Here is a 23535-nt window from a genome sequence, read left to right as displayed (position 1 = left end):
GGGCCCCGCCTAACCCAGAGTCTCGACCAGGCGGTGCAGCGCCGCCGCCGTGGTCTCGCCATCCTGCACCAGCGCGAGCCGAATGTAGCCTGCGCCGGGATTGAAGCCGTCGGGCTGGCGCCGCGCCAAAAAGCTGCCGGGCACCACGCGCACGCCTGCTTCCGTGAAGAGTTTCAGACACACCGATACGTCGTCGCCGATCTCGGACGTGTTGAGCCAGACGCAGAAGCCGCCGTCGGGCCGGCGATAGCCGTAGCGATTGCCGATGATCTGGTCGGCGAGATCGAACTTGATCCGGTACAGCCTGCGATTCTCCTCGACATGCGCTTCGTCGCCATAGGCAACAGTCGCGACATGCTGGAGCGGCACAGGCACCTGGGGCGCTGCGATGTTGCGCTGCTCGAGGAACATGCCGATGAATTTCCTGTCGCCGGCGGCGAAGCCGACGCGCAGGCCCGGCAGGTTGGAGCGCTTCGACAGCGACTGGAACGCAACCACGCGGGTGAAATCGGGGCCGGCGCATTCGAGCGCGCTGCCCGGTGCTTGCCGGGTGTAGATCTCGGAATAGCACTCGTCGCTGAGGATCACGAAGCCATAGCGGTCGGCGAGCTGCTTCAACCGCCTGAAATAGTCGGGCTTGGCGACCGAGCCCTGCGGATTGGCCGGCGAGGCCAGATAGAACGCCACCGTGCGTGCCAGCGTCGTCTCGTCGATGGCGTCGAGATCTGGCAGGAAGCCGTTCTCGACCGTGGTCGGCAGATAGACCGGCTCGCAGGCGGCTGCGCGGGCGCCGGCGCCATAGACCGGATAGAACGGGTTCGGCATCAGGATCGCGGGCTTGCCGGGGCGCGGGCCGACATAGCGCGCGGCCGTGATCGCGGCGAGGAACAGCCCCTCGCGGCTGCCATTGAGGACGAGAATCTCGCTCTTGGGGTCGAGCGGCCGTGGCAGCTTGAACCGCGACGACAGCCAGGCTCCGGCGGCATGGCGGAACGGGTCGGTGCCCTGATTCATCGGGTAGCGGCCGAAATCGGCGATGTGCTTGGCCAGGACCGGGCCGACGAAGTCGGGTACAGGATGCTGGGGCTCGCCGACGGCAAGCGTAATCAAGGGCTTACCGGGCTGATGGGGTGCCAGCAGCTCGTTCAGCCGGACGAAGGGTGAGCGTTCGCTATCGGAGCTTCCACCTTCCAGCAGCGGCGCACGGGATGAAGCGGTTATAGCCATTCTGGACGCCAGCACTCTTGGAACAGCCGGTCGCACGAAAGCACCGGCGGGAAGCGGTTCAGTTCACCATAGATAGGGCGAGGTTAAGACGCGATTAACCATCGGCAGGCGGGCCCGTCCAGAGTCGAATAATCATGCCGGATAACAACGGGATGCGCGGCGAACCCGGGATTGTCACGGTTCCGGCACCCGGCATTTGAGACAAGTCCCTCGGGCGTTGTTAACCCACGGCGTCAAGAACGTCCACGCATTGGCAGTTCGGCATCGCCCTTGGTGCTATGCACCATCAGCGGCAACGGGGCGGCGCGTGACCTTTCAGATCTCGACTCATGGTGATGTGCTTCGCCACGCCGGCAAGCGCGCGGCGATCGCTGCGGGGCTGACCATCGTCATGACCGCGACGACGCTGCTGCTGCATCTCGGCACCGATTTCAGCGCGACGGTGAGTGTCGGCTACATCATCGGCTTCAGCCTGTGTCTCGCAACGGCGATCTCGGCCTTGCTGTCCGCTGCTCTCAGCTATCGTTCGGCGCTGCTGATGCAGGATCTGACGCTGACCCGCAGCGAGCTCGCGCGCATCTCCCAGACCGATCAGCTCACGGGACTGTTCAACCGGCGCGGCTTCGATGAGGCGGCGGCGCTGGCCCTGACCTCGGCGCGCAAGCGCAGCGTGCCGGTCAGCGTCTTTGTCTGCGATATCGACCACTTCAAATCGATCAACGACCGCTTCGGCCACGAGGCCGGAGACAAGGTTTTGGTCGAAGTGGCCGAAATCCTGCGGCAGCTCGCCCGCAAGGAGGGCGTGCTGGTTGCGCGCTATGGCGGCGAGGAATTCGCCGGCCTCCTGGTCGGGGTGACACGCGATCAGGCCGAGCACTATGCGGAGCTGGTCCGCACCGCCTGCGCTGCGCGCGAAATTGCTCTCGGCGACCACCTGGAGCGCGTGACCATCAGCCTCGGCTTCACCGTATCCTGCGCCGACGCCGGGCTGCCGGAGCTGATGCGGATCGCCGACCGCGCGCTCTATGCCGCGAAGCGTCGCGGTCGTGATCGGGTGGTCGAGGCGGACGACCGCGCCGTCGCCGCCTGATAATGTTCCCGGCGGGGTTGGTTCGCGGGCGTCAGTGCCCGGGCAGCTTCTCGAACGCCGGCATGCCCGACGGAATCTGGTGGAACGCCTGCTTGTCGCAGGTGTAGATCGCCAGCTGCGGCTGGAACTGGGACGGCTCGTCCAGCGTGCCCACCTTCACGACGGCAGCAGGCAGGCCGGGAACCTTGGTCACGAGGTGGGTGCCGCATTCGGCGCAGAATTCGCGCGTCACCGCGCGCTCGAGGTCCTTGCGCGTGAACTGCTTGGGCTGCCCGGTGATGTAGCTGAAGCCGGCCGCCGGCATCGCAATGAAGGTGTTGGGCGCGCCGCCCGAGATGTACTGGCACTCGCGGCAATGGCATTGCGCCTGCATCAGCGGGTCGCCCTCGGCCACGTAGCGCACTTCGCCGCAATAGCATCCGCCTTCCAAACGCATGACGACCTCCCGATTGTTGTTCGTTGTGGTCGATATTTCTGCGCCGGCAATCTGGAATGGCAACCTTTTTCTTTCCTGCGAGCGGACAAGGGCAGACCATCCGCAGCCGGTTCGGCGGCATCTATCTCCTTGCAAGTCCGCAGCCGTTGAATCCGCGGCCATGCCAGCAGCCAGTGCTCATGCACTCGGCTTGCAGCCGTGGGCAAGCGGTTGAAGCGCAATTCGCGGCGCCGCCCAGACTGACGCAGGCCGTGGCGCACCTGTCCCGCATGAACGAACAGGTCATTCCGCTGCCAGTCTGCCGAGATTGCCCTCCGCCCTGATCTGGCGGCAGCACCGCCGTTTTCTCGTCGCGCTTCGTGGCCCGCTTCGGATCGGCTTGACCCGGATTTGCCCCCGGGCTCTGCGGCGCCAGCTTCGTCAATTCCATCCGGCATGGCCGTGCAGTTTCGGTGCGAACGCCGGTCCCGCTCGAATCCTTCAGCGCGAGAGCAAGCTTGTACTGATAGGAGCTGCCGGCGGGCCGACGTAGCGGGTCGTTCTCGCCAATAATACCTTTGACAGTGATGCTGGCGCTGCCGTCGGTCTCGATCATTCCGCCATAAACGGTTGAACCGGGTTTGCCCTCGTCGCCAAAGGTGCCTTGAAGCACCCCATCCTTGACGCGCAGGGCGTACTGGTAATAGCCCTCGGCAAACGGAGGTCTGCTCTCGCAGGTTTCCTTGCCGATCCAGGTTCCGTCGAAGGCGGTGGTGCGCTTCACGTCGTCTGCGGGTTTTGTCAGCGCCGCGATGCGAGATTTCGCGAGGTCCGCGAACGTACAGGTCGGGAAGCGCACGAGGTGGTCCTTGAATGCGGCAAGCGTTCCCAGAGCTTCCGCGCTTCGCCAATGATCTCCGGCATCGGCACAAGGATCGCCCTGGGGCATTGCTGGGGATAGCGCCGCAGTCTCGGGCTTGCCGTTCAGGTAGAACTCGCCGAAGAATGACAGTGAAAGCTCGGGGACCTGCGAGCCTTTGGTCCGCTGGTAGACGCCGGCGCTGATGATCTGAAACACCGTATTGATATTGTCCCTGTCACGAATGTGCTCAAGGAACGCGCTCGTATAGGGACTGTTGCGGCCGTTGCCGTCGTCGGCCGTGCGCCCGGCCTGAGTCGCGTAGGAGATGATGGTGCCCTCCGGGCTCTCCATCTTGGCCAGTCCGCGTGCGACGGTTACGCCGCGACCCTGTCCAACGTTTCGCCGCAGCTCGTCGGCGAATGGATTGTCGCGGCAGGCGTCGAGCACGAGAATCCGCAGGTTCTTGGCCTGCTGCAGGTCCGCGAGGATCTCGTCGGCGCGTACCAGGCGCCGCAGATCGACCTCGTCGCGCACGACGGCATCGACAGGCACCAGATAGTTGACACCTGCGAACTGGAGGGCGTGGCCGCTGTAATAGAACAGGGCCACGTCGGCGCCGCGGGCCTCGCGCGCGAAGCGAAGAACGGTCTCCTGCATGGCGGCCTGATCGAGATCGGTTGCGACGAGAGGATCGAATCCCGATCGCTTCAGGGCCGCGCCGACGTCAGCCGCATCATTGGTCGGATTGGCGAGTGTGGGAACGTTCCTGTAGGCGCCGTTGCCGATCACCAGCGCGACGCGCTTGTCAGCCTTGGCCTCGAGGGCCGACAGGGCAAGCGACAGGAAACACAGGGCCAGGCAATGCAGCAAACGCATAAGATCGGGCTCCCAATGGGAGCATGATACGCGCCGGTATCGAAACAATGCAATTTGGCTCTGCGCCGGTTCCGCCGCTGCGACGATGCGGCGGGCCAAAAAGAACAAAAAGAAAGGGGCTCCAGCTTGCGCTGGAGCCCCTCAACGGTCGGGGCATTGCCGGGTATGTGCCCAAACCGTAGTTCTGGGCGCGATCCCCGAGAGGATCGCGCCCCGGGAGGAGACTTACATGTTGTAGGCGCGCTCGGTGTGCTCGGTGATGTCGAGGCCTTCACGCTCGGTCTCGACATTGGCGCGGAGGCCAACGATCACGTCGACGACCTTGTAGAGGATCGCCGAACCGATGCCCGACCACACCAGCGTGGTGCAGACGCCCCAGAGCTGGGAAATCATCTGCGCCGCGAAGTCGTAATCGGCAACCTTCGGCGGGATCGCGGTGTAGTCCACGATGCCCGCGCCGCCGAGAGCGGGGTTGACCAGGATGCCGGTGCCGAGGGCGCCGATGATGCCGCCGATGCAGTGCACGCCGAACACGTCGAGGGAGTCATCGTAGCCGATCGCGTTCTTCACCACGGTGCAGAAGAACAGGCAGACCACGCCGACCACGAGGCCGAGAACGATCGCACCCATCACGCCGGCGAAGCCGGCCGCAGGGGTGACCGCCACGAGGCCCGCGACAGCGCCGGAGATGACGCCGAGCACGGAGGGATGCCCCTTCACGATCCACTCCGCGAACATCCACGACRGCGCGGCGGCTGCGGTGGCGACGAAGGAGTTGGTCATGGCGAGGGCTGCGCCGCCGTTGGCTTCGAGGTTGGAGCCGGCGTTGAAGCCGAACCAGCCGACCCAGAGCAGCGAGGCGCCGATCATCGACATGGTCAGCGAGTGCGGAGCCATCAGCTCCTTGCCGTAGCCGGTGCGCTTGCCGATCAGGAGAGCGCCGACGAGACCTGCGATGCCGGCGTTGATGTGCACCACGGTGCCGCCTGCGAAGTCGATCGCGCCCTTCTTGAAGATCCAGCCGGCGTCGGCGTTGACCTCGTCGAGCTTGGCCTGCGCCGCGGTCTTCGYCGCCGCGTCAGTGGCAGCAGCGAGCGCCTTGGCCGCATCCTGGATCATGTCCGGGCCGGGCCAGTACCAAACCATGTGCGCGATCGGGAAGTAGATCAGCGTCACCCAGAGCGGAATGAACAGCGCGATCGCCGAGAACTTCATGCGCTCGGCGAAGGCGCCGACGATGAGGGCGGGCGTGATCGCCGCGAAGGTCATCTGGAAGCACATATAGATGAGCTCCGAGATGTTGGCGTCGACCGAGAAGGTCGCCGCCTTCGAGTCGGTGGTGACGCCCATCATGAAGGCCTTGGAGAAGCCGCCGATGAAGTCGGAGCCGCCGGTGAAGGCGAGGCTGTAGCCGTACACGGCCCAGATCACGGTGACGACGCAGACGGTGTAGAACACCTGCATCAGCACCGAGAGCATGTTCTTGGAGCGGACGAGGCCGCCGTAGAACAGCGCGAGACCCGGGATCGTCATCAACAGCACGAGCACTGTCGATGTCAGCATCCAGGCGTTGTCTCCCTTGTTGACCGTTGGCTCGGCGTAGGCTGCGGTCGCAGCGAACAGGCCGACTGCGAGAGCCGCCAATCCCGCGCCATAGGGACGCTTAAACGTCATTTTATTTACTCCTGATTGGATAAGGTTGAGCGCGAAATCAAAGGGCCGCGGCATCGGCCTCGCCGGTGCGGATGCGAACCGCATGGTCGAGGTTGATGACGAAGATCTTGCCGTCACCGATCTGTCCGGTTTTCGCGGCGGACGTGATGGCGTCGATGGTCTTGTCGACCTGGTCGGAGGCGACAGCGACCTCGATCTTGATCTTGGGCAGGAAGCTCACGGCATATTCGGCGCCGCGATAGATTTCCGTATGGCCTTTCTGGCGGCCATATCCCTTGACTTCCGTCACCGTAAGACCGTGAACGCCGATGGCGGTCAGGGCGTCACGGACTTCTTCCAGCTTGAATGGCTTGATAATCGCCATAACAATTTTCATGGGTCCTATCCCCGCTTGGGCMCGGTCCGGACGTGGCCGGGCGTTTCTCGACTGGTTCGCCACGAGGGAGAAGTTCACTACGCGGGCACAGCCACGCCCCCTAGAATCAAATGCCGTGCCAGATCGGCGGCGTTGCCTAACGGACTATGAAAGCGGGTGTTTTCGCGTTTCGCGCGTATTGCGCCGCAGTGCGCTATTACGTCGCGCTCAAAACGTGGTCACATCTGCTCAAAATACGAGCAAGACAGGCTGCCGACACAATGTTGCTCACGCGTCGGGCAGCAGGAAGGTAATTAAGTAAGGGAACCGCCCATTGCAGGGCTTGGCCGTGCCGCGAAATATCCAGCCCCTCACGCTGGTGCTCACGGGATACGCGCAGGGACATGAACAGGGCGGCCCGATTGAGCAGGATGAAAGCCTGCGGCTGCCGACCAGACGAAGGTGACGGCGACCCCGTGGAGGCGGATCAGCGCCTGTTGCGGGTGGGCCTCGATCAGGCCCAGCGGCGCCGCCGAAAGCCGGACCGTCAGGCTGCGTCGCGTTCCGCAAAGACCCTGTCGATCAGTCCCCATTCAACCCCTTGCTGCGCGGTCATGAAGTGGTCGCGGTCCAGAGTCCGTTCCACCTCCTCCTCGGGGCGCCCGCAATGCTGCGCATAGAGCCGGATGATGCGCCGCTTGGTTTCCTGCATTTCGGTGGCATGGATCAGGATGTCGGACGCCTGGCCCTGGAAGCCGCCGAGCGGCTGATGCACGTGGAGGCTCGCATTGGGCAGGGCGGCGCGGTGACCGGGCTCGCCGGCCATCAGCAGGAACGAGCCCATGGAGCGCGCGGTGCCCATGCACAGCGTATGAACCGGCGCCTTGATGAATTGCATGGTGTCGTACATCGCGAGGCCACTGGTGACCACGCCGCCATAGGAGTTGATGTAGAGATTGATCGGCCTGTTCGGATTCTCCGCTTCGAGGAACAGCAGTTGCGCGCAAACCAGTCCGGACATCGCATCATTGACCTCCCCGTTCAGGAAGATGATGCGCTCGCGCAGGAGCCGCGAATAGATGTCGAAGGATCGCTCGCCGCGGGCGGACTGTTCGACGACCATAGGGACGAGCTGAAGCATGTCGCGCATCGGCGACCTCCATTTCTGCAGGTGATGAAGTCTTTTGCTGTTAGGCCGCCATCATCAGGCAGCAATTGGTGTTGGCCGGCTGCGGCAGTTTCGCGAGGTCGTCGCAGGCCTGCTGAATGATGCGGAAGCGGGTGCCGCCGTCCTCGTTCGGTTCGATCCGGAAGATGACGTGGCTCTCGCGAAACGGTGGCTCTGAATCGCGAAGTCGGTAGCGCACCTCTTCGCCTGCGATCGTTGATTCCGGCTCGGCGCCCGCAAGGTCGCAATCCGGCAACCAGCGCTCGCGCAAGGCCGGAATGGTCACGGCGCGCCAGACCTTTGCTGGCGGCGCATCGAAATCATGTTCAAGCACCAGGGCTTCGTCGGGGCGATCAGGCTTCGCGGCGTCGCTCATCGGTTCCCAGTCCTTATTGATCCATGTCCTTCAAGAGATCGGAGAGCGCTTCGATGCGCTGCGGCCAGTAGGCGCGGTAGCGCGCAAGCCATGTCCCGATGGTGGCGATCCCGTCCGGATCGACCTCGTAGTTCACAAAGCGGCCCTGCCGCTGTTCGCGCACGAGGCCTGCCGCACGCAGCACCGCGAGATGCTGCGACATCGCCGGCTGGCTGATCTCCAATCCGTCGCGCAAAGCGCTGGCATTCAAGCTTCCGCCAGCGAGCTTTTCAAAGACCTTTCGGCGCGTCGGGTCGGCCAGCGCCTTGAAGATGTCGGCTTCGATCATGGCAACACATAAGCATATACTTATGTCTTGCGCAAGCCGGAAGCGAGCCGAGGCGGTCCGGTGTTGCGAGCGACCCGCCCGCGGCCGGCTGCGCTACTGCAACGCCTCGCCGTGCTGCGAAATATCGAGCCCCTCGAGCTCGTGCTCACGGGATACGCGCAAGGGCACGAACAACCCGACCAGCTTGAGCAGGATGTAGCTCACCCCGGCCGACCAGACGAAGGTGACGGCGACCCCGTAGAGCTGCAACAGCAATTGCTGCGGGTGGCCCTCGATCAGGCCGGCCGTTCCGCCGATCGCGCTGGTGGCGAACACGCCGGCGAGCAGGGTGCCGGTCAGCCCGCCGATGCCGTGGACGCCGAACACGTCGAGCGAATCGTCATAGTCGAAACGGTGCTTCAGCCAGGTGCAGGCCCAGTAGCAGACGAGGCCGGCGATCACGCCGATGACGATGCCGTGCCACGGCGCCACAAAGCCCGAAGCCGGCGTGATGGTGCCGAGGCCTGCGACCGCGCCCGAGATCATGCCGAGCACGGAGGGCTTGCGCCGCGTCGACCATTCGATCGCGCCCCAGGTCAGTGCGCCGGAGCAGGCCGCAAGATGCGTCGCGATGATCGCCATCACCGCGCGCGAATTGGCCGCGCCCGCCGAACCGCCGTTGAACCCGAACCAGCCGACCCACAACAGTCCCGTGCCCATCACCGCGAGCGAGAGATCGAACGGCGAGAGATTTTCGGTGCCGTAGCCATGACGGCGCCCCATCACCTTCGCGGCGACCAGGCCGCCGGTGCCGGCCGACAGATGCACGACCAGGCCGCCGGCAAAATCCAGCACGCCCATGCTGGCGAGGAAGCCACCGCCCCACACCCAATGCGCCAGCGGGATGTAGACGAAGATGAACCAGGCGACGGAGAACAGGAGATAGGCGGAGAACCGCATGCGATCGGCGACCGAACCCGCGACCAGCGCCACCGTGATGATGGCAAACGTCATCTGGTACAGCATGAACAGCGATTCCGGGATCGTCTTTGCGGCCGGATTGACGCTGTCCATCGTCATGCCCGCGAGGAACCAGCGGTCGAGCGTGCCGATCCACGGGCCGTCGCCGACGAAGCACAGCGAATAGCCGAACGCGAACCAGAGAATCGAGATCAGCGTCACCGCGGCAAGGCTCTGCGCCATGGTCGCAAGCACGTTCTTCTTGCGCACCATGCCGGAGTAGAACAGCGCCAATCCCGGAATCGTCATCATCAGCACCAGCGCGGTGGCGACGATCATCCAGGCGGTGTCGGCGGTGCTGATCTCGGAGCCCGCGGCGTGCGCCGGCGATGCTATGACGGACGCAAGTCCAATCGGCGCAGCCATAGCCGCGCGGCGCAACACATCCGCCATGTCGTTTCCCCCAAGCACATTGATTGCGTCGCACGCTGTGGCGTCGTTGCCCGGTGCGATCGAAGACGGTCTTACCTAGAGCGCGTCGCTGTCGGTTTCGCCGGTGCGGATGCGCAGCGCGTGGTCGATCGGCGTGACGAAGATCTTGCCGTCGCCGATCTGCCCGGTGCGCGCCGTCGCGGTGATCACGGCGACCGCCTTCTCGGCGACATCGGAGGCGACCGCGATCTCGATCCGCAGCTTGGGCAGGAAGTTCACGACATATTCGGCGCCGCGATAGATCTCGGTGTGGCCCTTCTGACGGCCATAGCCCTTCACCTCGGTCACGGTCATGCCGTGCACGCCGATCGCCGTCAGCGCCTGGCGGACTTCATCGAGCTTGAAGGGTTTGATGATCGCGACGACGAGTTTCATGGTCAGGCCTATTCCCCGGGATGCGCCGCGCCGTATGTCCCCGGCGCAGCGTCAATCTGGCATCTTTCCGGGCAAATGGCATAAAAATGTTGCRGGTTGAAGCGGAAAAACGTTTGGCCATGTGAACGGCCGCCTCTGTACAGGGCAGCCGTTCATCCTCCACAATGCATTTTTGGCATGGATGCGGTGAACCCAAGCGTCCYGGCCGGTACAAAAGTATGTTTAGGGGGGCGCGTCATGGCGAGTTGGTTCTATGCATCCGAGGGCAAGCAGCAGGGGCCCTATCCTGAAGGGCAATTCCGCGACCTGGTCGCGCAAGGGATCGTGCGCCCGGACACGCTGGTGTGGTCCGAAGGCATGGCGGGCTGGCAGAAGGCCGCCGAAATCCCCGGTCTGATCGGCGGCGGCGGTGCGCCCCCGATGGTCCCGGCCGGCGGCCCGCCGATGATGGGCGGCGGTGGCTACGCCGGTGCCGGCGGTGGCGGATCGCTGGCGATCGACTTCGGCATCCTCGAGTTCACCTGGCGCAGCATCGTCATGCTGATCGGCATGTGCTTCATCATCCCGGTGCCATGGGTGTTCGTCTGGTACACCAAATGGATCGTGTCCTGCGTCAAGGTTCCGGGGCGGCCCAACCTCAGCTTCACCGGCAATGCGATGACGCTGGTGCCCTGGTTTTTCGGCTTCATCGTCCTGGCGATCGCCATCGCCTTCACCGGCATCCAGTTGCTGAGCAACCTGCTGTTCATCGTCCAGATCGTTCTCTACTGGCTTCTGGCCAAATGGATGGTCGCGAGCCTCGCCTCCAACGGGCAGCCGCTTGGTCTCAGCTTCACGGGCTCGGTCTGGGCCTATATCGGCTGGAACCTGCTGTTCGCGATCTCCATCATCACGATCGTCGGCTGGGCCTGGGTCGCCGCAGCCCAGATGCGCTGGTTCTGCCGCAACATCGAGGGCACTCGGCGCGAGATCGTCTTCAGGGGCAGTGGTCTCGAGATTCTCTGGCGTGGAATCGTGGCTGCAATCCTGTTCAGCCTCATCATCCCGATCCCGTGGGTGTATCGCTGGATCATGAACTGGTTTGCGTCGCAGACCGAGCTCGCTCCGCGCGGGTCGGTCTGAGCATGATCCGGAAAAGTGTGAAGCAGTTTTCCGAAGAGATCATGCTCCAGTAATCCCAGGCGCGATGAAATCGCGCTTGAGCAATCAGCTCTTCCGCTCGCGCACGGAGCCTTCCTGCGCGACGGAGGCGACCAGCGTGCCGTCGGGCTTGAAGATCAGGCCGCGGGTCAAGCCGCGGCCGCCTTGCGCGCTCGGCGAATCCTGCACGTAGAGCAGCCATTCGTCGGCGCGGAACGGGCGGTGAAACCACATCGCGTGGTCGAGGCTCGCCGGCATCATGCGCTTGTCGAACAGCGTGCGGCCGTAGCGTGCCATCACCGCATCCAGCAGCGAGAAGTCGGACGCATAGGCCAGCGCGCACAAATGCAGCGCCGGATCGTCCGGCAGCTTTGCCGCGGTCCTGATCCAGACGTGAATGCGGCCGTCCTCGATCTTCTCGCCGAAATAGCGGCCGAGCTCGACCGGGCGCAGCTCGATCGGACGATCGGACTCATAGTAGCGGCGGATGAATTCCGGCATCTCGCGGAACATCGGCTGCTTGGCCACCTCCTCCGCGGTGAGTTTTTCCGGCGGCGGCACGTCGGGCATCTTGTCCTGGTGGTCGAAGGCGCCCTCCTCCTCGGCGTGGAACGACACCATGATGGAGAAGATCGCGTTGCCGTGCTGGATCGCGGTGACGCGGCGTGTCGAATAGCTCTTGCCGTCGCGCAGGCGCTCGACCTGGTAGATGATCGGAATCTGCGGATCGCCCGGCAGGATGAAATAGCAATGCAATGAGTGCGGCAGCCGGCCCTCGACCGTGCGGCAGGCCGCGACCATGGCCTGCCCGATCACCTGCCCGCCGAACACGCGCTGCCAGCTCGTCTTCGGGCTGTTGCCGCGGAACAAATTCACCTCGAGCTGCTCGAGGTCGAGGATCGAGATCAGGTCGATCAGGCTCTTGGACATGGTGGTGCTTTCGAAAATCTCGTCATTCCGGGGCATCGCGCCAGCGATGAACCCGGAATCCCGAGCGATAATCTCTGGATTCCGGGTTCGCGCTTCCGCGTGCCCGGGAATGACGGAACGGAGCCGTTCCGCCCTTGTTTCACCGCACTGTTTCGCCCACCTCAAGTCTGCTAGCAAGTCCAAGAGTTAGCCGGGAATTTGGGCAGAAGAATATGTCGGTACAGGGTAGCATTGTCATTGGCGGGGGCGCGTTTGCCGGCCTGGCGCTGGCCCTGGCGCTGCGCCAGGGGCTCGGCCCCGAGATTCCCGTCATCGTTGCCGACCCGGCGCTCAGCATGCGGCCGAGCCGCGACCCGCGCGCCACCGCGATCGTGGCCGCCTGCCGCCGCCTGTTCGAGGCGATCGGCGCCTGGGACGACGTCAAGGGTGAGGCGCAGCCGATCCTCGACATGGTCGTCACCGATTCCAAGCTGGAGGACGCCACGCGTCCGGTGTTTTTGAACTTTGCCGGCGACGTCGCGCCTGGCGAGCCCTTCGCACACATGGTCGAGAACCGCCGCCTGATCGATGCGCTGGTGGCACGCGCCGAGGCCGAGGGCATCGATCTCCGCGCCACCGTGGTGACGTCCTACGATACGCGCGCCGATGGCATCGACGTGACGCTGGGTGATGGCAGCGTCATTGCAGCAAGCCTCCTGATCGCCGCCGATGGCGCCAAGTCGAAGCTGCGCGAACGCGCGGGCATCGCCACCCATGGCTGGGAATACGATCAATCCGGCATCGTCGTTACCGTCGGCCATGAGCGCGACCACGAGGGCCGCGCCGAAGAGCACTTCCTGCCGGCAGGTCCGTTCGCGATCCTGCCGCTGTCCGGCAAGCGATCGTCGCTGGTGTGGACCGAGGGCCGCACTGAAGCCGCGCGCATCATTGCGCTCAGCGAGGAGGAATTCCACGGCGAGCTCGAGCAGCGTTTCGGCCTGCATCTCGGCGAGGTGAAAGCGCTCGACAAGCCGCGCGCATTCCCGCTGTCCTATTTCGTGGCGCGCTCCTTCATTGGAGAGCGCCTGGCGCTGGTCGGCGATTCCGCGCATGTCATCCATCCGATCGCCGGACAGGGCCTCAACATGGGGCTGAAGGATGTCGCCGCATTGGCCGAGGTCGTCGTCGATGCCGCCCGGCTCGGCATGGATATCGGCGAGGCCGGCGTGCTCGAGCGCTACCAGCGCTGGCGCCGCTTCGACACCATGGCGATGGGCCTTGCCACCAACTCGCTGAACTTCCTGTTCTCCAACCAGTCGACGCTGCTGCGCACCATGCGCGACATCGGCCTCGGCATCGTCGACCGAGCCCCGCCGCTGAAGAATCTGTTCATCCGCCAGGCCGCCGGCCTCACAGGCGAGGTGCCGCGATTGCTGAAGGGCGAGGCGCTTTAGTTCTCGCTGTCGCCCCATTCTCCGCTCGTCGTCCCGGACAAGCGCGCCCCAAGCGCGCGCAGATTCGGGACCCATACGCCGCAGCAATAGTTTTGCGAGGACTCGGAGTTACCAGCTCGTGCGACAACGCAATTCGTGGTTATGGTTCCTGGCCTTCGCCAGGACGACACCGAGGGTGTGGAGCGACCATCGCGCAGCAACGTCGTAGCCCGGATGGAGCGCAGCGCAATCCGGGACCCCGCCCCAGTTCGAAGAATCCCGGATTACGCTGCGCTCCATCCGGGCTACAAGTTCCTCAATCGATCTTCCGCGCCTCTTCCGGCAGCATGATCGGGATGCCGTCGCGAATGGGATAGGCGAGCTTGGCGGAGCGCGAGATCAGCTCCTGCTTCGCGGAATCGAATTCCAGCGGGCCCTTGGTCAGCGGGCAGACCAGGATCTCCAGCAGTTTGGGATCGACGCTGTTTTCGGGGCGTTCGGTGGGCGCGTTCATCTTGGTCTCCGGCAATCGGGCTGCCTGTAGCACAGAAAATCGCGGCCGCCCATTGCTGCGGCTAGGCAGAGACCATCCGCAGGATCTCGTCGAGCAGCCCCTGGAGCCGTGCCGCCGGCACCGGTGTGCCGGACAAGGCGAAGCCGAGAAAGGTCCAGTACAGGATCTGCGCGCGGGCCTGCGCCATCGCGGGCGTCAGTCCGCGCTTCTCCAGCAGCGTCTCGATATAGTCGAGCCTGCGGCGGTCGATCGCGCGAACCGCGGCTTGCGCGGCCGCATCGAACGCCGCCCAGTTGCGCACCGCACGTTCCAGGTCGAGCCGCGCGCCAAAGGTCCTGCGCAGCAGCGCCGCCAGCGGCTCGCCGCTGTCGGCCTCGACGTCGGCGATGATCTGCTCGGCCGCGATCTCGCGCCAGCGCTTCAGGATGGCGGCGTGGAACGCGCCGAGATCGGCAAAGTGCCAATAGAAGCTGCCGCGCGAGACGCCCATGGCCTTCGCGAGCGGTTCGGCCTTCAGCGCGGTGAAACCGTTTTTGGTCAGCGCCTTCAGGCCCTCTTTGATCCAGTCGTCGGCGGAGAGTTGTTCGGTCATGACCGGTTCCAGAATCGTGCCATACACTAGTGTATTGACAGGCGCGGGGCCAGCGCCTATGTCACCATACAGAACTGTATGGACGAAGCTTCAGGGAGCTCTGCCGATGCGTGATCTCTTGCTCCAGTGCGCCGGCGTCGTGGCCATTGCCGTGGCCCTCATTCATGGCATTCTCGGCGAGACCAAGGTGTTTCCTCGCGCCCGCATCGAGCCGGAACGGCTGCGCACCCTGATCCGGCTGGTCTGGCAGGCCTCGACCGTCGCCTGGATCGGCGGCGGCGTGCTGCTGATCGCGGCGCCCTGGATGGAATCGGAGCCGGCGCGCCGCTGGATCGTCGTCACCATGGCCTGCGTATTCGGCTTCTCGGCTGTCGCCAACGCATGGGCCACGCGCGGCCGGCATTTCGGCTGGATGGCGCTCAGTGCCGTCGTGGCAATGGCGGTCGCCGGCTACTGAAGTCGAACCGAAAAGGTTGCGCGTCGCAGCGGAGCTTTGAGGCAAAGACAGCGGCCGATCCAAGCCCGTGAGACGTAAGGCCGCAGCGGCCGCGCAAATGTGCGCTGCGTGCGGAGAGCACTGATCTTTTTGCGACCGTTAGAATAACTCTAAAGCGAATCAGCCTCGAACCGGATTGACTTCACCATCTGCTTTGCTTCCTTCGGTCGCGCTTCGCGCAAGCCGTTGCGCGCACGACAGAGAAGGAGACGTTCGTGAAGGTTATTCGTGTTGTTGCCATTGCACTGACGATCGGGATTGGCGCGGGATCGGCGGCCATGGCCGACGGTTTCAAGGATTGCACCAAGCTCGACAAGGCGTCGTGGAAGCCGGCCAGCGAAGCCGAAGCCAAGGCGAAGGCGCTGGGCTACGAGGTGCGGCGCTCCAAGATCGAAGGCTCCTGCTATGAGGTCTACGGCGTCAAGGAAGGCAAGCTCTACGAGCTGTTCTACAGCCCGGAAGATCTCAGCCTGAAGCACACGATTGCAAAGTAAGCTGCGCAACGTGAACGGTACAAAGTGAACTGACGCTTATGGACGAGCCGGTGCCGGAAGCGGGCGGGGAGCCGATTAGGCCCCCCGCGAATCGAATCGCTTCGCGGACGGTCGAGGTCTGGGACCTCCCGCTGCGCCTCTGGCACTGGGCTCTCGCCATATCGGTCCTGGCCGCGTGGTTCACGCCCACCGTCTATAACGGACTTCACCGCATCGTCGGCTATGCGGTGATCGGCCTGTTGGCCTTTCGGCTGGTCTGGGGTTTTTGGGGAAGCCGTTATTCGCGCTTTCGGATGGTCGGCGTCRGGCTTCGCGCCGCACCGCATTATGTCTGGAATCTGCGCCGTGGCATGACCGGCCGGTATATCGGGCTCAATCCCGCCGGCACCGTGATGCTGGTGGCCCTGCTGCTGTCGCTCGCCGTCTCGGCGATCACGGGCGCAATGTCGGTGACCGTCACCTTCTTCGGCGTCTGGTGGATCGAGGACACCCATGCTTTTGCATCGGACGCCGTCATCGTCCTGGTCGTGCTGCACGTCGTCGGTGTCGTGCTGATGGGAATGCTCCAGCGCGAGAACCTGATCCGCGCGATGATCACGGGACGCAAGCGCATCCGTAGTTCCACCTGAGCAGGGCTGGTTTGGTTCGAACCGATGGAACCGCGGGCTCGCTCAACCGCGTAGTTTCACGGGACTCAAAGTCCTCGCCCGCACAGGCTTACCGCTAAACGGCGCCATTGCCGAGCTGGGTTTACCTCACGATAGGCATGCAACCGGGCATTGCGGAAAATTAACGCGAAGAAAGCCTATCGGATCGATCCTTGCGGATATTGACGAGGGAGGCGATTTCGATGTTCCGCGTTTTTACCTGCCTCACGGCAGAGCATGATTGGCGGCTTGTCATGCTGGCCGGTCTGGTTTGCTTCGCTGCAAGCATTGTGGCCGTCAGCATCTTTCATCGCGCGAGCGCGTCGCGCGCCTGGGCGCGGCTGATCTGGATTGCGATCGCCGGCGCCGCCATCGGCTATGGAATCTGGGCAACGCATTTTGTCGCAATGCTGGCCTACGAACCCGGCGTCTCGACGGGTTACGGCATCGTTCTGACAGCGCTGTCGCTCGCCGCGGCGATGATCCTGACGTCAGGCGGTTTCGGCGTTGCCGTCAGCAACTCCGGCCGGTGGCGCGCGGCTGCGGGCGGCGGCATCATCGGCGCCGGTATTGCGAGCATGCACTATCTCGGCATGTGGGCCCTCGAAGTGCCTGGCCGTGTCACCTGGTCGCCGCAGCTGGTGTTGGTCTCGATCATCCTCGGCATGGTCCTGGGCTACGCTGCACTCGCGGTCGCCCTGGGCCGCAAGGACAAATGGGGGACCTTCGTCGCGGCGCTGCTGCTGACGCTCGCCATCGTGTCGCATCATTTCACGGCCATGGGGGCCGTGCAGATCGTTCCAGACCCGACGCTGAACAGCGATGCCTTGTCGCTTTCGCCGGCCTTCCTCGCCGTGGCAATTGCGGGTGTGGCTCTGTCGGTGCTCGGGATGAGCCTTGTCGGCGTGCTGGCGGATCGCCGGCTTGCGACCCGAACCAGCCGGTTCGAGGAAATCATCCGCGAGCTTTCGCTCGCCAGGCAACAGGTGGAAGATTCGCAAAAGGAAATCCACGACCAGAAGATCAGGCTGGACACGGCCATCAACAACATGGTCGAGGCCCTGTGCATGTTCGATGCGGAGAAGCGACTTGTCGTCAGCAACGAGCGTTATGCCCAACTCTATCGGCTGCCGCCGGAACTGCTGAGAACGGGGACGCCGCACGCGGACATCATCAGGCATCGTATTGTGAATGGCCTCCTCAAGGGCGACTCCAGCGAGGGCGCTGCCGGGCAATTCATCTCGAAATTGGCCGCGTTGCCGTTCGATGCAGTCTCGAGCAGGATCGACGAGTTCGCCGATGGACGGCTGATCTGCGTGACGCGACAGCCAATGGCCGGCGGCGGGTGGGTGGCCACGCATCTCGATGTCACCGAGCAACGCCGGTCCGAGGCCAAGATCACTCATATGGCGCAGCACGATGCGTTGACCGATCTGCCAAATCGCGTGCTGCTCAGGGAGCGGATGGAACACGCCATTGCGGTTACGCGCAATGGCGGTGTTGATCTGGCCGTGCTCATGCTCGATCTCGATCGCTTCAAGGAAGTCAACGACACGCTTGGACATCCGGCCGGTGACTCCCTGCTGCGCGCCGTCGCCGCGCGGCTGCGCGAATGCACCACGGAAACCGCGTTGATCGCCCGGCTGGGCGGCGACGAGTTCGCGGTGATCGACTACGTGACCAACCCGGCCRTGGAGGCCGCGACCCTCGCCGAGAAAATCAGAAAGGCGCTCTGCGAACCCTTCGATCTCGGCGATCACCAGGTCACGGTGGGCACCAGCATCGGCATTGCCATCGCGCCGCGCGATGGCAACGATTCCGACGTGATCATGAAGAGCGCTGATCTCGCCCTCTACTCGGCCAAGAGTGGCGGACGCGGTGCATTCCGTTTCTTCGAGCCGGAACTCGACAAGCTCATGCATGCGCGACGCAATCTGGAGCGCGACATGCGGGATGCGCTTGCCGGCCTTCAATTCGAGCTCCACTACCAGCCATTCGTCGATGCCGCGACCGGCAGGACCAGCGGCTTCGAGGCCTTGCTGCGCTGGCATCACCCGCAGCGAGGCCTGGTCATGCCCGGCGAATTCATCCCGCTTGCGGAGGAGACCGGCCTGATCGTGCCGCTGGGAGAATGGGTCTTGAGGGCCGCCTGTGCGGAAGCCGCCAAATGGCCCGCCGATATCAGGATCGCGGTCAACCTGTCGCCCGCTCAATTCAGGAGCAAGGAGCTTGTCCCGGTCATCATCAGCGCGCTGGCGAGCTCGGGCGTTGCGCCGCACAGGCTCGAGCTCGAGGTGACCGAGACGGTGATCATGCACGACAGCGAAGCGGTGTTCGCAGTGCTCGGTCAACTGCACGAGCTCGGCGTGCGAATCGCCCTGGACGATTTCGGCACCGGCTATTCGTCGCTGAGCTTTCTGCAACGATTTTCATTCGACAAGATCAAGATCGACCGCAGTTTCGTCAACGACCTGTCCAGCGCGAGCGCGGAGGCGCACCATCTCGCGCGAGCAGTTGTTCGTTTCGCAGTCAGCCTCGGCAAGACGACGACCGCCGAAGGCGTCGAAACGAAGGCGCAGCTGGACATCCTCCGTGAAGAGGGCTGCATCGAAACCCAAGGCTATTATTTCAGCCGGCCGATGCCTGCATCCGGCATCGCCAAAATGCTGCGGCGGGGTCCCGGAGCGGTCGTCTGCGCCGCGTGAGCATTCAGGCCGTCACTGCAACGGCGGATCGCCGCTGGTGCGCTTCTTGGCGAGATCCATCTCGGTGACCGCGATCAAAATCTCGGCGCGGGTCTTCAGGTCCGGCGCCTCCAGCATGGCCTGCTTCTCGGCCGGGCCGTAAGGCGACATCATCGCCAGTGCGTTGACCAGCGCCTCATTGGGGGCGCTCTCGACGCCTTCCCAGTCGACCTTGAGGTTGTTGGCCTTCAGGAAATCCGCCAGCGCCACCAGCAGCGCCTCGCGGTTGACTTCGTCCTCGCCCACGCGCGCGGTAAAATCGTCGGCGAAGGTGAAGAAGTCGACCTTGCACTGCCGGTAGGCGGTGAGCACCTCGAGCTCCTCGACCACCTTGAACCGCGCGACCCCGGTGAGCTCGAGGATGTAGCGGCCGTCACCGGATTCGGCGAGCTGTGTGATGCGGCCGACACAGCCGACGCGAAACAGCGCCGGCTTGTCGGAGTTCTTCGGCGAATGCGCGATGTCCGGCTGGATCATGCCGATCAGGCGATGGCCGTCGCGCAAGCAATCGTCGACCATCGCGAGGTAGCGCGGCTCGAAGATGTTGAGCGGCATCTGGCCGCGCGGCAACAGTAGCGCGCCCGGCAGCGGAAACACCGGAATGATCTCCGGAAGGTCGGCGGGCCCGCGATATTCGATGTTGATCGGCATCTGGTCCCCGCTGACGTCGCTAGAGCATGATCCGGACCCGAAGGGCCGCGTTAGCGCAAAGAGTGCAGCGGTTTTCCGACAAGATCATGCTCCGGCAATAACCACGCTCCAGCAATCATCACGCCTACGAAAACAGGATCGTCGACAAGCGCTTGCGTCCCTCGATCGTCGCTTCGTCCGTGCTGCCCCAGGCCTCGAAGAACTGCACGAGCTGCTTGCGGGCGCCGTCGTCGTTCCATTTGCGGTCGCGCTTGACGATCGCGAGCAGCTGCTCGGTCGCCGCCACCCGGTTGCCCTGCGCGTTGAGCGCGGTCGCAAGGTCAAATCGCGCCTGATGATCGAGCGGGTTTGCGGCGACTTTCTGTTCCAGCTCGGCGACGGGCCCGAGCGATTGCGCCTGCTCGGCGAGGTCGATCGCGGTCTGCACGGCCTTGACCGCGGGGTCGTTGCGCTTGGATTCCGGCACCATGGCCAGCGTCTGCTTGGCCTGCTCCATCGCACCCGAGACGGCGTAGCACTTCGCGAGCCCGGCCAGCGCTGCGATGTTGGTCGAATCGTGCTGGAGCACCTCGGCATAGATCTGCGCCGCCGCCGCAGCGTCGCCCTCGGCGAGCACGGCCTCGGCCTCCTGCAGGATCTCGGCGATGTTGACCTCGCCCGGCGCGGTCACGCCCTTGGTCAGCTTTTCGATGAAGGCGTTGAGCTGGCTCTCCGGCACCGCGCCCATGAAGCCGTCGGCGGGCTGGCCGTTGACGAAGGCGATCACGGCCGGAATCGACTGGATGCCCATCTGGCCCGGGATCGCTGGGTGCTGGTCGATGTTCATCTTGACCAGCTTGACCTTGCCCTTGGCGGCCTTGACCGCCTTTTCCAGCACGGGCGTGAGCTGCTTGCAGGGGCCGCACCACTCCGCCCAGAAGTCGATCAGAACCGGCTGGCGCTTCGATTCCTCGATGACGTCCTTCACGAAGGTCTGGGTGGTGGTGTCCTTGATCAGATCGGCCGCAGCCGGGCCAGCCGCTCCGTTACCCTGGTCGATGATCGTCACGGGATCCCCTCGTCTGATGTCTGGAATGGCGGGTCTTTAGCACGTCGCCAATTCATATGCTTCGCTGTCGGCCCCTAAAATTGGGCCGGGACGGCCGAATTTCAATCCATGGCAACCGATTCGGCGGTTCAAGGGCATTTTCGGCCGATTTGGCCGGGATCGGGGTCCATATGGGGCGCTGGAAGCGAATCTATCCCGCCGGTAGCTGTTGCATTCGCCGTCCGCTTTTGGCATACGACAGCCGTTGCCGGGCGCGTCACGCGGCCGACACAGGATGCGGGTGTAGCTCAGTGGTAGAGCACGACCTTGCCAAGGTCGGGGTCGAGGGTTCGAGCCCCTTCGCCCGCTCCAATTTTTCCCCAAGCATCCAAAATCCCGTAAGCGCAATTCGCTTCGGCTTGCCTTGAGCAAGCGCTGCGGATCAGGGAATCAATCCCGAGATGCGGTAGGCCTCGATGGTACGATCGTAGATCGAGATGTCGTTGCGACCGCGCGCAATCAGCTGCGCGCCCGCGATCGCGGCATAGATCGCCATCGCGCGCTCGTTCCTCTCCTCTTCGCTGGAGGATGGCTTGATGGTTGCGAGCACACGCGCGATCCACCCGATATTCATGCGCGGAAAACGATCAATCTCGCGCCTCACCTCTTCCGGAAGATCGTCGAGCTCGGCGCTCATGACGCCGCTCAGGCACATGCGATTGCCGTTGGCCAGCGCGGCACGAAAGATCTCGACGTAGCGGTCGAAGCACGCATGCGGATCGGGTGCTGTCGCGAGAATCTCCTCCAGATAGGCGGCCCCCTCCTCGGTGTAGCGCCGGGCCAACGCCACTCCGAGATCGCCCTTGGTCGGGAAGTGATAGTGCACGCTGGCACTCTTGATCCCCACCTCCTTGGCCAGCTCGCGAAAGCTCAGCGCGGTGTACCCGCGTGCCTGCACGGTCGCCCGGGCAGCCGCCAGGACGGCCTCTCGCATGTCGGTTTTGGTCTTTGCCATCGATTTCGTTACCTATCGATCGATAGATAGCCGTTGACGGCTGGGATGAGAAGGGGGTACGGGTACCACGCGTGCCTATCTATCGATAGACAGTTAAAAAGGTGCCAAATGAGAATCTATGATCGTCCAGGCTTTCCAAATCCCACCCGCATCCGCATCGTGCTTGCGGAAAAGCAGATCGACTCCAAGGTCGAGTTTGTCTCGGTCGACCTCATCGGGGCCGAGCACAAGAGCCCTGCGTTCCTGCAGAAGAACCCATCCGGCGTCCTGCCCGTGCTTGAACTCGACGACGGCACCTTCATCTCGGAATCCACGGCCATCACCGAATATCTCGATCATCTGGACGGCCGCCCGAGGCTGACGGGCACGACGCCGAAACAGAGAGGGCTGATCCATATGATGCAGCGGCGCGCGGAGGCCGAACTGATCGATCCGGTCGGCGAGTACTTCCATCATGCGACACCCGGYCTCGGCCCCAAGCTTCAGGCCTTCAAGAGCCTCGATTGGCACGGCCGCGCCGAGTGGGGACGGCGGCAAGGCGATCGCGCGCGCGCCGGGATGAGCTATTTCAACAGCGTGTTGGAGCGGCAGCCCTACGTCGCCGGAGACTCGTTCTCGATGGCGGACATTACCGTATTTGCCGGTCTGCTGTTCGCCGACGCCGCCGGCCTTACACCTCCCGACAACTCCTCCGCACTCATGGCGTGGCGCTCGCGAATCGCCGATCTGCCGAGCGTAAAGCATCGCAGTGGCCAGGCGTTTCTCGCCGACGATGCGCGCCGCCTCGGCCTGTGATTGACGGCAAGCCCTTCCGGGCCCAAACGGTTGCCGGATGGGAGGTGACGCGAGGCAGGCTGGAGCAGTTCAGTTTCGTCTCGCGCATCGCGGAAGATCAATCCCGGAGGAGCAATGACAATCCTGGTCACCGGCAGCGCCGGCCACCTCGGGGAGGCTATTCTCCGCACGCTTCGCGGGCGCGGTTCGCCCGTGCGCGGTGTCGATCTGAAGCCATCGCCCTTCACCGCTGCCGCTGGCTCGATCGTCGACCCAAGCTTCGTGCGGCGCCAGATGGAAGGCGTCAGCGCCATCATCCACACTGCGACGCTGCACAAGCCGCATGTGGCGACCCACGGCAAGCAGGATTTTGTCGACACCAACGTCACCGGCACGCTCAACCTGCTTGAGGCGGCCGCGGCTGCCGGGGTGAAGAGCTTCGTCTTCACCAGCACCACCAGCGCATTCGGCTCGCAGCTGCGGCCGGAGGCGGGACAGGCCGCCGTGTGGGTCACCGAGGATCTGCCGTCGGTGCCGAAGAACATCTACGGCACGACCAAGCTGATGGCGGAGAATCTGTGCGAGCTGTTCTTTCGCGAACATGGTCTGCCGGTCATGATCTTGCGAACCTCGCGCTTCTTTCCGGAGGACGACGACGATCCCACGATGCGGGCTGCCTACGCGCTGGAGAACGCGCAGGCCAACGAGCTGCTCTATCGCCGTCTGGATATAGCGGACGCGGTGAGCGCCCATCTTCTTGCCGTCGAGCGCGCGCCGAAGGTCGGCTTCGGTCGCTACATCGTCTCCGCCACGAGTCCCTTCGAGCCGGGCCATCTCGCCGCGCTTGCGCRCGACGCGGCCAGTGTCGTGCGCGAGCTCTATCCGGATTGCGCGGAGCTCTACGCCGCGCGCGGCTGGCGCC

At 64.1% G+C, this 23535-nt stretch carries 25 protein-coding genes and 1 tRNA gene; 10 read left to right on the top strand and 16 right to left on the bottom strand.

What is annotated here, in order from left to right; translation table 11 throughout:
* Positions 1-9: 9 nt before the first annotated feature.
* Positions 10-1227, bottom strand: a complete 1218-nt coding sequence (locus ACXJL8_RS04265) for an aminotransferase class I/II-fold pyridoxal phosphate-dependent enzyme (protein WP_456621485.1) — start codon at positions 1225-1227, stop codon at positions 10-12.
* A 307-nt stretch (positions 1228-1534) separates the two neighbouring features.
* Here ACXJL8_RS04265 and ACXJL8_RS04260 point away from each other — a divergent pair, with 307 nt between their 5' ends.
* Positions 1535-2317, top strand: a complete 783-nt coding sequence (locus tag ACXJL8_RS04260; RefSeq protein WP_456621486.1) for a GGDEF domain-containing protein — start codon at positions 1535-1537, stop codon at positions 2315-2317.
* Between the two features lie 31 nt (positions 2318-2348).
* Here ACXJL8_RS04260 and ACXJL8_RS04255 read toward each other — a convergent pair whose 3' ends face one another.
* The 9 genes from ACXJL8_RS04255 to ACXJL8_RS04215 form a co-directional block, all read right to left on the bottom strand.
* Positions 2349-2753, bottom strand: a complete 405-nt coding sequence (locus ACXJL8_RS04255) for a GFA family protein (RefSeq protein WP_456621487.1) — start codon at positions 2751-2753, stop codon at positions 2349-2351.
* Between the two features lie 121 nt (positions 2754-2874).
* Positions 2875-4470, bottom strand: coding sequence for a caspase family protein (locus tag ACXJL8_RS04250; RefSeq protein ID WP_456621488.1), 1596 nt, complete (start codon positions 4468-4470; stop codon positions 2875-2877).
* 225 nt (positions 4471-4695) lie between these two features.
* The gene (locus ACXJL8_RS04245) at positions 4696-6144 is read right to left on the bottom strand and encodes an ammonium transporter (RefSeq protein ID WP_456684661.1); all 1449 of its coding nucleotides are present in this window, start codon (positions 6142-6144) and stop codon (positions 4696-4698) included.
* Between the two features lie 37 nt (positions 6145-6181).
* Positions 6182-6520, bottom strand: coding sequence for a P-II family nitrogen regulator (locus ACXJL8_RS04240; protein ID WP_008142813.1), 339 nt, complete (start codon positions 6518-6520; stop codon positions 6182-6184).
* Positions 6521-7046: 526 nt separating this feature from the next.
* The gene (locus ACXJL8_RS04235) at positions 7047-7649 is read right to left on the bottom strand and encodes an ATP-dependent Clp protease proteolytic subunit (RefSeq protein ID WP_456621490.1); all 603 of its coding nucleotides are present in this window, start codon (positions 7647-7649) and stop codon (positions 7047-7049) included.
* A gap of 40 nt (positions 7650-7689) precedes the next feature.
* Positions 7690-8043, bottom strand: a complete 354-nt coding sequence (locus tag ACXJL8_RS04230; protein ID WP_456621491.1) for an SRPBCC family protein — start codon at positions 8041-8043, stop codon at positions 7690-7692.
* A 13-nt stretch (positions 8044-8056) separates the two neighbouring features.
* Complete coding sequence (locus ACXJL8_RS04225) at positions 8057-8371, bottom strand: ArsR/SmtB family transcription factor (RefSeq protein ID WP_456621492.1); 315 nt, start codon at positions 8369-8371, stop codon at positions 8057-8059.
* Positions 8372-8464: 93 nt separating this feature from the next.
* Positions 8465-9763, bottom strand: coding sequence for an ammonium transporter (locus tag ACXJL8_RS04220; protein ID WP_456684660.1), 1299 nt, complete (start codon positions 9761-9763; stop codon positions 8465-8467).
* Between the two features lie 75 nt (positions 9764-9838).
* Complete coding sequence (locus ACXJL8_RS04215) at positions 9839-10177, bottom strand: P-II family nitrogen regulator (protein WP_057752475.1); 339 nt, start codon at positions 10175-10177, stop codon at positions 9839-9841.
* A 237-nt stretch (positions 10178-10414) separates the two neighbouring features.
* Between ACXJL8_RS04215 and ACXJL8_RS04210 the strand changes: the two genes are divergently transcribed.
* Positions 10415-11299: a GYF domain-containing protein gene (locus ACXJL8_RS04210; protein ID WP_456621494.1), complete on the top strand. Its 885-nt coding sequence runs from the start codon at positions 10415-10417 to the stop codon at positions 11297-11299.
* 84 nt (positions 11300-11383) lie between these two features.
* On the opposite strand, the gene tesB is transcribed toward ACXJL8_RS04210, so the two are convergent.
* Entirely contained in the window at positions 11384-12247 is an 864-nt protein-coding gene (gene tesB, locus ACXJL8_RS04205; protein ID WP_456684659.1) for an acyl-CoA thioesterase II, read from the bottom strand.
* Positions 12248-12459: 212 nt separating this feature from the next.
* Between tesB and ACXJL8_RS04200 the strand changes: the two genes are divergently transcribed.
* Complete coding sequence (locus ACXJL8_RS04200; protein ID WP_456621496.1) at positions 12460-13680, top strand: ubiquinone biosynthesis hydroxylase; 1221 nt, start codon at positions 12460-12462, stop codon at positions 13678-13680.
* Positions 13681-13975: 295 nt separating this feature from the next.
* On the opposite strand, the gene ACXJL8_RS04195 is transcribed toward ACXJL8_RS04200, so the two are convergent.
* Positions 13976-14173: a Trm112 family protein gene (locus ACXJL8_RS04195; RefSeq protein WP_092232493.1), complete on the bottom strand. Its 198-nt coding sequence runs from the start codon at positions 14171-14173 to the stop codon at positions 13976-13978.
* Positions 14174-14234: 61 nt separating this feature from the next.
* Positions 14235-14765, bottom strand: a complete 531-nt coding sequence (locus tag ACXJL8_RS04190; RefSeq protein ID WP_456621497.1) for a TetR/AcrR family transcriptional regulator — start codon at positions 14763-14765, stop codon at positions 14235-14237.
* A 106-nt stretch (positions 14766-14871) separates the two neighbouring features.
* Between ACXJL8_RS04190 and ACXJL8_RS04185 the strand changes: the two genes are divergently transcribed.
* The 4 genes from ACXJL8_RS04185 (at position 14872) to ACXJL8_RS04170 (ending at position 19107) form a co-directional block, all read left to right on the top strand.
* Positions 14872-15222, top strand: coding sequence for a hypothetical protein (locus ACXJL8_RS04185; RefSeq protein WP_456684658.1), 351 nt, complete (start codon positions 14872-14874; stop codon positions 15220-15222).
* Positions 15223-15476: 254 nt separating this feature from the next.
* Positions 15477-15755 (top strand): PepSY domain-containing protein, encoded by a 279-nt coding sequence (locus ACXJL8_RS04180; RefSeq protein ID WP_247352511.1) that lies wholly within the window; start codon positions 15477-15479, stop codon positions 15753-15755.
* Between the two features lie 38 nt (positions 15756-15793).
* A complete protein-coding gene (locus tag ACXJL8_RS04175) occupies positions 15794-16384 on the top strand; it encodes a cytochrome b/b6 domain-containing protein (protein WP_456684657.1) in 591 nt (196 codons plus the stop codon).
* A 221-nt stretch (positions 16385-16605) separates the two neighbouring features.
* Complete coding sequence (locus ACXJL8_RS04170; protein WP_456684656.1) at positions 16606-19107, top strand: EAL domain-containing protein; 2502 nt, start codon at positions 16606-16608, stop codon at positions 19105-19107.
* A gap of 12 nt (positions 19108-19119) precedes the next feature.
* On the opposite strand, the gene ACXJL8_RS04165 is transcribed toward ACXJL8_RS04170, so the two are convergent.
* Complete coding sequence (locus ACXJL8_RS04165) at positions 19120-19797, bottom strand: LON peptidase substrate-binding domain-containing protein (protein ID WP_456621501.1); 678 nt, start codon at positions 19795-19797, stop codon at positions 19120-19122.
* A gap of 124 nt (positions 19798-19921) precedes the next feature.
* On the bottom strand, positions 19922-20845 hold the full coding sequence (gene trxA / locus ACXJL8_RS04160) for a thioredoxin (protein WP_456621502.1): 924 nt from the start codon (positions 20843-20845) through the stop codon (positions 19922-19924).
* A gap of 276 nt (positions 20846-21121) precedes the next feature.
* On the opposite strand from trxA, the gene ACXJL8_RS04155 reads away from it, so the two are divergent.
* Positions 21122-21196, top strand: a tRNA-Gly gene (locus ACXJL8_RS04155).
* Positions 21197-21266: 70 nt separating this feature from the next.
* Here ACXJL8_RS04155 and ACXJL8_RS04150 read toward each other — a convergent pair.
* Positions 21267-21839, bottom strand: coding sequence for a TetR/AcrR family transcriptional regulator (locus tag ACXJL8_RS04150; protein WP_456621503.1), 573 nt, complete (start codon positions 21837-21839; stop codon positions 21267-21269).
* Positions 21840-21947: 108 nt separating this feature from the next.
* Here ACXJL8_RS04150 and ACXJL8_RS04145 point away from each other — a divergent pair, with 108 nt between their 5' ends.
* Both ACXJL8_RS04145 and ACXJL8_RS04140 read left to right on the top strand, forming a co-directional pair.
* Positions 21948-22634 carry a glutathione S-transferase family protein gene (locus ACXJL8_RS04145; RefSeq protein WP_456621504.1) on the top strand — a complete coding sequence of 229 codons (687 nt, stop codon included), beginning with the start codon at positions 21948-21950 and terminating at the stop codon, positions 22632-22634.
* Between the two features lie 114 nt (positions 22635-22748).
* The coding region (locus ACXJL8_RS04140; protein ID WP_456684655.1) for an NAD-dependent epimerase/dehydratase family protein at positions 22749-23535 on the top strand (787 nt) is incomplete at its 3' end.

It is taken from the genome of Bradyrhizobium sp. P5_C11_2 (genome assembly GCF_054049755.1).
Note: the sequence above shows the minus strand (reverse complement) of the source record. Positions and strands in the feature narration are given on the sequence as shown.

Coding starts and splice junctions, on each gene's coding strand:
- ACXJL8_RS04265 (WP_456621485.1), bottom strand. CDS start 1,227: ATGGCTATAACCGCTTCATCCCGTGCGCCGCTGCTGGAAGGTGGAAGC.
- ACXJL8_RS04255 (WP_456621487.1), bottom strand. CDS start 2,753: ATGCGTTTGGAAGGCGGATGCTATTGCGGCGAAGTGCGCTACGTGGCC.
- ACXJL8_RS04250 (WP_456621488.1), bottom strand. CDS start 4,470: ATGCGTTTGCTGCATTGCCTGGCCCTGTGTTTCCTGTCGCTTGCCCTG.
- ACXJL8_RS04240 (WP_008142813.1), bottom strand. CDS start 6,520: ATGAAAATTGTTATGGCGATTATCAAGCCATTCAAGCTGGAAGAAGTC.
- ACXJL8_RS04235 (WP_456621490.1), bottom strand. CDS start 7,649: ATGCGCGACATGCTTCAGCTCGTCCCTATGGTCGTCGAACAGTCCGCC.
- ACXJL8_RS04230 (WP_456621491.1), bottom strand. CDS start 8,043: ATGAGCGACGCCGCGAAGCCTGATCGCCCCGACGAAGCCCTGGTGCTT.
- ACXJL8_RS04225 (WP_456621492.1), bottom strand. CDS start 8,371: ATGATCGAAGCCGACATCTTCAAGGCGCTGGCCGACCCGACGCGCCGA.
- ACXJL8_RS04220 (WP_456684660.1), bottom strand. CDS start 9,763: ATGGCGGATGTGTTGCGCCGCGCGGCTATGGCTGCGCCGATTGGACTT.
- ACXJL8_RS04215 (WP_057752475.1), bottom strand. CDS start 10,177: ATGAAACTCGTCGTCGCGATCATCAAACCCTTCAAGCTCGATGAAGTC.
- ACXJL8_RS04210 (WP_456621494.1), top strand. CDS start 10,415: ATGGCGAGTTGGTTCTATGCATCCGAGGGCAAGCAGCAGGGGCCCTAT.
- tesB (WP_456684659.1), bottom strand. CDS start 12,247: ATGTCCAAGAGCCTGATCGACCTGATCTCGATCCTCGACCTCGAGCAG.
- ACXJL8_RS04200 (WP_456621496.1), top strand. CDS start 12,460: ATGTCGGTACAGGGTAGCATTGTCATTGGCGGGGGCGCGTTTGCCGGC.
- ACXJL8_RS04195 (WP_092232493.1), bottom strand. CDS start 14,173: ATGAACGCGCCCACCGAACGCCCCGAAAACAGCGTCGATCCCAAACTG.
- ACXJL8_RS04190 (WP_456621497.1), bottom strand. CDS start 14,765: ATGACCGAACAACTCTCCGCCGACGACTGGATCAAAGAGGGCCTGAAG.
- ACXJL8_RS04185 (WP_456684658.1), top strand. CDS start 14,872: ATGCGTGATCTCTTGCTCCAGTGCGCCGGCGTCGTGGCCATTGCCGTG.
- ACXJL8_RS04165 (WP_456621501.1), bottom strand. CDS start 19,797: ATGCCGATCAACATCGAATATCGCGGGCCCGCCGACCTTCCGGAGATC.
- ACXJL8_RS04150 (WP_456621503.1), bottom strand. CDS start 21,839: ATGGCAAAGACCAAAACCGACATGCGAGAGGCCGTCCTGGCGGCTGCC.